This is a genomic window from Desulfobacter sp. UBA2225, from assembly GCF_002348205.1.
Classification (GTDB): Bacteria; Desulfobacterota; Desulfobacteria; order Desulfobacterales; family Desulfobacteraceae; genus Desulfobacter; species Desulfobacter postgatei.
On record NZ_DDYV01000091.1, the window covers coordinates 1 to 5035 of the forward strand.

General features: G+C 44.3%; 7 protein-coding genes. All 7 read right to left on the reverse strand.

The features are described 5' to 3' along the window. Positions 1-262: 262 nt before the first annotated feature. The 7 genes from B3D59_RS04915 to B3D59_RS04945 all read right to left on the reverse strand — a co-directional run bounded on the left by B3D59_RS04915 (position 263) and on the right by B3D59_RS04945 (position 5034). A complete protein-coding gene (locus B3D59_RS04915; protein ID WP_286818128.1) occupies positions 263-1075 on the reverse strand; it encodes a sulfite exporter TauE/SafE family protein in 813 nt (270 codons plus the stop codon). A gap of 76 nt (positions 1076-1151) precedes the next feature. Further along, on the reverse strand, positions 1152-1526 hold the full coding sequence (locus B3D59_RS04920; RefSeq protein WP_286818130.1) for a rhodanese-like domain-containing protein: 375 nt from the start codon (positions 1524-1526) through the stop codon (positions 1152-1154). A 3-nt stretch (positions 1527-1529) separates the two neighbouring features. Beyond that, positions 1530-3083, reverse strand: coding sequence for a cation diffusion facilitator family transporter (locus B3D59_RS04925; RefSeq protein WP_286818131.1), 1554 nt, complete (start codon positions 3081-3083; stop codon positions 1530-1532). 20 nt (positions 3084-3103) lie between these two features. Beyond that, a complete protein-coding gene (locus tag B3D59_RS04930) occupies positions 3104-3607 on the reverse strand; it encodes a rhodanese-like domain-containing protein (protein WP_286818132.1) in 504 nt (167 codons plus the stop codon). 72 nt (positions 3608-3679) lie between these two features. Further along, complete coding sequence (locus B3D59_RS04935) at positions 3680-4387, reverse strand: cytochrome c biogenesis CcdA family protein (protein ID WP_286818133.1); 708 nt, start codon at positions 4385-4387, stop codon at positions 3680-3682. A 4-nt stretch (positions 4388-4391) separates the two neighbouring features. After that, positions 4392-4787: a thioredoxin family protein gene (locus B3D59_RS04940; protein WP_286818135.1), complete on the reverse strand. Its 396-nt coding sequence runs from the start codon at positions 4785-4787 to the stop codon at positions 4392-4394. Positions 4788-4863: 76 nt separating this feature from the next. Then, the gene (locus B3D59_RS04945) at positions 4864-5034 is read right to left on the reverse strand and encodes a permease (protein WP_286818136.1); all 171 of its coding nucleotides are present in this window, start codon (positions 5032-5034) and stop codon (positions 4864-4866) included. Position 5035: the final 1 nt, after the last annotated feature.

A 5035-nucleotide genomic window follows, 5' to 3' on the forward strand; every position in this document is an offset into this window, starting at 1 on the left:
CATCAATAAGTTTTGGCACGATTGTTGTATTGCATTGTTCGTGCCAACCTTATTGTTTTTTTTTGATAAAAATTTTTCATTCTTACTCCTTTTTTTTATTGATGTATTTTTAATAAAATTGACTTATATATTAAGGTGTTATCATTGAGTTGCAAACAGAAATTCTTAAGTCAACGGCATTGAGTCAACTCTTAGGAAGAATTCATATTTATAGGAATCAGGCACTGAGAAATAAGTTTTATATTGGTCTCCATTTATAATCTTAGTCAAACCACATTGATTGAGCTTTATCCGCGACCCCTCCCACAGTTTGTAAAATACCGGTTAAATCCATAGACCATAAAAATTTGATTCCAATAAGTATTAAGACGCCCCCTAATAGGCGTTTAACACTTTGTGGCCTCATCTTTTTTTGCATCACTTTGGTACCAAGATACCCTCCAAACCAGCCAGCCAGCCCTGCAAAAATAAGTACTTTGCTGGACACCGAGCCCATGGCAGCGTAGGTGATAAACGCAGAGAAAGATGAAAATGGCACTGAAAGGGCACTTACCATGGCCACTTTTTTGGGGTTAAAGCCCTGGACCAGCATCAGGGGATAGATGATTCCACCTCCGCCAACGCCAAGAATCCCTGATACAATTCCGGCCAGTGTACCAACACAAAGGGGGCCTGCAAGGGGACGATCTTCCCGGTACTGATCTGCATATTTTGAGCCTTTAAAAAATATCATCATAGACCCGGAAAAGAACAAAAAAACGATAAAAGATAAAAGCAGGGTCTGGGTGGGTAGAAAGTGACCGGCCCAGGCTCCCACTGGGGCCATGACAATTGACGAGGCAATAATTGGAAGACCTAATTTCACGTCAAGTTTTTTTTCTCTAAAATTAGACCACGTCGCCCCAAGCATACTCACACAATTGACAAAAAGTCCGGTGGGACGCGCAAGATTAAAGGGGACACCAATCCAGGACAGAGCGGGAATAAGAATAACGGCAGCTCCGACACCTCCCAGAGCAAAAACAAAACTCAATACAAATGAAAGCAGACTGATGATTAGAATATTAGATGCCATTTTTTTGTGTCCGTATCATAAAAAATATACCGGCAGGCCCGGTTTTTTCGGTTGCCGGTACACCGGTTTCATTACATTACATTTTAGATAGGGGGCCGGGTTTGAAGGTCGCAGCCATATCCTCTGAAGATGCTGTAAGCCCCTTTACTTCCTCATATCCATTGGCCCTCAGGTAAATATATACCAAAGCGCCTCGGAATACCGAAGAACAGAATGGAATAATGAATTTGTCTTTCGGCACCTCGCCAAGCCTGTCTGGAAGTTCATTCATTGGAATATGCAGGGCAAAGGGAAAAGAGAGATATTTCACCTCCTCATCTGTCCGGACATCAAGAAATACAAAATGATCGTTGCCAAGCACCTTACGCATTCCTTCGATACTCATGCTGTGTTCGCCGGAACTTAAAAATTTAAAATCCATCTCTTTTAATAACGAATTCATATCACTCATCTTTTAAATCTCCTCAAATTGATTTTTTCCATTATTTTTAAAAAGGCTCATAAATACAAGATAAATGGCCGGTATCAGGAAGGACGCATCCCGGATCAGGGTGAGGCGATTCATTGAGCCTTCCTCTGGGTTTGTTGAAAAGCAACCGCAGCTGATATCCAGTCCCCGGGAAAGATTAAACAGGATTGCAGCCATAAAGACTATCAGTAGCGTTATTGAAATAACTGAAGTTCCCGGCATCCATCGGTTGAAAATCAGGCAGCAGCCCAAAATAAGCTCAAGCCAGGGAAGTATCAGTGCCGTCAGGTTGATAAATGAATCTGGCAGGAGCTGATAGTTGAATACCGCCTGGGCAAAGGCCTGTGGATGGATAATTTTATCCAAACTTGCATAGATAAAAATAACGCCAAGCACCATTCTTGCTATATGGTATAAATATCCATAGGTCTTTGGGCCTATTTTGGCCTTTGGCTGATCATTGGAACCGTTGTTCCCTTTATTTATGCTGATTCGGTTCTGCTGATCCACTTTTTTCCTCTTTGTTTTGGCAGCAAACGTCTCACACAGCAGTGTTCCGCGCCCGCAGAGTTCAGTCTCAAACTGCAGCACCGGATGATCAATGCCGAATTTGTGAAAAATCATGTGGCGGATACTTTTGGATAATTTCTCTATTTCAGTAAGCATCTGGTCCTTAACAACCAGGTGGCAGGAAAAGGAGATTCCCGATGAACTGACGGGCCAGGCATGAAGGTAATGGGCACTTTTAATTCCATCAATGCTGACAAGGGCTTCATGAACAGCCTCTAAGTCAATGTCGGACGGGGTGGCGTTCATCAAAATTTTTGTTGACGATTTAAAAATGTCCCAACAGTTCTTGAGGATAAAAACGGCGATAAATACAGATAACACCGGATCAAGCCAATACCAGGGTCTATAAAACATCACAATGCCACTGATCATCACAACGACAGAAGTTAAAAAATCTCCCAGCATGTGCAGAAAGGCACCTTTTATATTTAAATTGTGTTTTGCATCCCGATGGAGAAGCCATGCGGAAAAACCATTTCCCACAATGCCGACCATTGCAGCCCATATCACGATTTTTCCTGACACGACTTCAGGAGATAAAAACCTTTGGATTGCGCCATATAAAATAAAGATGCAGGCACCTACCAGGATGATGACATTCAGCAATGCCGCCATAATTTCAGCCCGGCGATACCCGAATGTGTTCTGCAGACTTGCTCCTTTGCGGCCGATTCTATAAGCAATATAAGAGAGAAGGACTGCTGTGAAATCGCTGAAATTGTGTGTGGCATCAGAAACCAGGGCCATACTGTGGGCAAACGTTCCGGCAATAACCTGAATCACCGGGATGATTAGATTTAAACCTAAGGTAATCAGCAGCCTGGTCCCACTGGTTTCTTCAACATCAACATGGTGATGATGGCCTGAGCATTGTTCTGAATGGCCGGCCTCGTTGTGGGGAGCCGTTTTAAAAAACTCTTTTTCACTTACACTTATATGCTCACAGCCTTTGTCCTCTTCATGTATCATTGTGCTTATTCCTTTTTCTGTCACTCCCCCTCCTGGGTGGGAAGACCGTTTTCTATCCATAGTGTCCACCCGTTCACCAGCACGTTGACATGGGCAAATCCCATATCTTTCAGAAACAGGGCAAGATCGTGGCTTAAGTTGCAGGTCTCTCCGTCGCAATAGGTAATAATCGGTGTATCATGGGAAATATCCTGCATAACACTCATAAACAGGTCATCAACATTGTGCCATGGCAGGTTGCGCGCCCCCTGGATATGCCCCTCCCCATAGTGAATAGAATCACGGGCATCAATAAATACAGCCGCCTTCTTTTCAAAAAGATTTTTAGCTGCCGAAAGTGCTATGGAGAGAGGCTCGTCCCTTTCGGTAGTCATACGTCCCTGGACAGACCAGTCAGCGACAAGCGGCAAGGAGGTCGGTCTGATTGCATTGGAAAGCAGGCTAATTATAACGGCTGCCAGCAAAATCACCGGTCCTTGCCAAATCACCCGATAGATTTGTTTTATATCAATACCTATCCTCACTTTTTGACTCCTTCCAGATCAGGCAAATCAATTAAACATGTTGGAGTTAACCATACTTTTTAAAATCAGCCCTCATGCGGAAATAAACGGGGAAATGACAAAATAGAGCCCCAGAAGACAAACAAGGCTTCCGGCACCTTTTCTGAACCAGGTTCCGGCACCATTCCATGCGCTGTTTTCCAGCAATTTTTTCACGGCTGCAGTTGAACTGCCAGCAATGACGATGGGAAGACAATGGCCGACAGCGAACAGAACAATCAAAATGATGCCGGTGGCAATTTTTTCCTGAACCGTAATAATTGCCAGTATCGGAGCGATGAATCCAAAAGTGCATGACCCGGACAATACCCCATAGGCAAGTCCCAGGACAAACGCACCTAATTTTCCCTTAAGATTCAATCGATACAAAAAGCTGCCGGACATGGAACATTTTTCAACTCCCAGCATTCCCAACGCAACCCAGATCAGGACAAGACCGATCAGAACCTGCCAGTAAATACCCACATCCCCGAGCATTCTCCCAAGCAACGCACAAAGGATACCGATTAACGCAATGGTGATGAAAAGCCCTGTTGTGAACAGTACAGAATATATGCCTGCCTGTCTCGGTTGGAGCATTCTTTCCTGGCCGCCCACATACCCGACAATTAGCGGGATGGATGCCAGATGGCATGGGCTGAACAATACACTGATAACGCCCCATATAAAGCATCCGGCAGCCGCCAGGGCTATGCCGCCGGTCATCCATTGATTCACGGTTAAAAATATAGAATCAAGCATAAATTTATTCCTTATTTCCAAGCTCAGGTTGTTCTACCCCCATTTCTGTCAGGCGATCAACAATGGCTTTTTCGTCCAGAAATCCTTCGTGACGCCAGACTTCTTCACCGTTTTCGTTAAAAAATATCTGGGTGGGGATGGCTCTTATGCTGAACCTGGGGGCCTGGTCCCGATTTTCCCATACATCTATGAAAACAATATGTGCTTTGCCTTCATACGCTTTTTCAAGTTTTTCCATAATCGGGGCCATCATTTTGCAAGGAATGCAGTTTTTGGCCCCAAGATCAACCATGGTGACTTGCCCTTTTTCCGGAACCGTGGCGAAATTCTGGGCCCAGGCAAAAGACATAGAAAAAAAAATAACACCCAGAACCGTCAACCCAAATATTTTTTTTACCATTGTTCTATCCTTTATAATGTAAATTATTTAAATGTTCATATTTTTTAGATAGTTATTTGCCACCATGAGAAGTCATCTACCCGAAAAAGGTTCCGTACACCACCCCGGCTATGGTGGACAGGATCACGATGATGGTACAAAACGTGGCCGTCTTTTTTACGCCCATGATGGTGCCGATAACCAGCATGTTGGGTAACGACAGGGCCGGACCTGCCAGCAGAAGGGCCAGGGCAGGGCCCTTGCCCATG

Coding starts and splice junctions, on each gene's coding strand:
- B3D59_RS04915 (WP_286818128.1), bottom strand. CDS start 1,075: ATGGCATCTAATATTCTAATCATCAGTCTGCTTTCATTTGTATTGAGT.
- B3D59_RS04920 (WP_286818130.1), bottom strand. CDS start 1,526: ATGAGTGATATGAATTCGTTATTAAAAGAGATGGATTTTAAATTTTTA.
- B3D59_RS04925 (WP_286818131.1), bottom strand. CDS start 3,083: ATGATACATGAAGAGGACAAAGGCTGTGAGCATATAAGTGTAAGTGAA.
- B3D59_RS04935 (WP_286818133.1), bottom strand. CDS start 4,387: ATGCTTGATTCTATATTTTTAACCGTGAATCAATGGATGACCGGCGGC.
- B3D59_RS04940 (WP_286818135.1), bottom strand. CDS start 4,787: ATGGTAAAAAAAATATTTGGGTTGACGGTTCTGGGTGTTATTTTTTTT.
- B3D59_RS04945 (WP_286818136.1), bottom strand. CDS start 5,034: ATGGGCAAGGGCCCTGCCCTGGCCCTTCTGCTGGCAGGTCCGGCCCTG.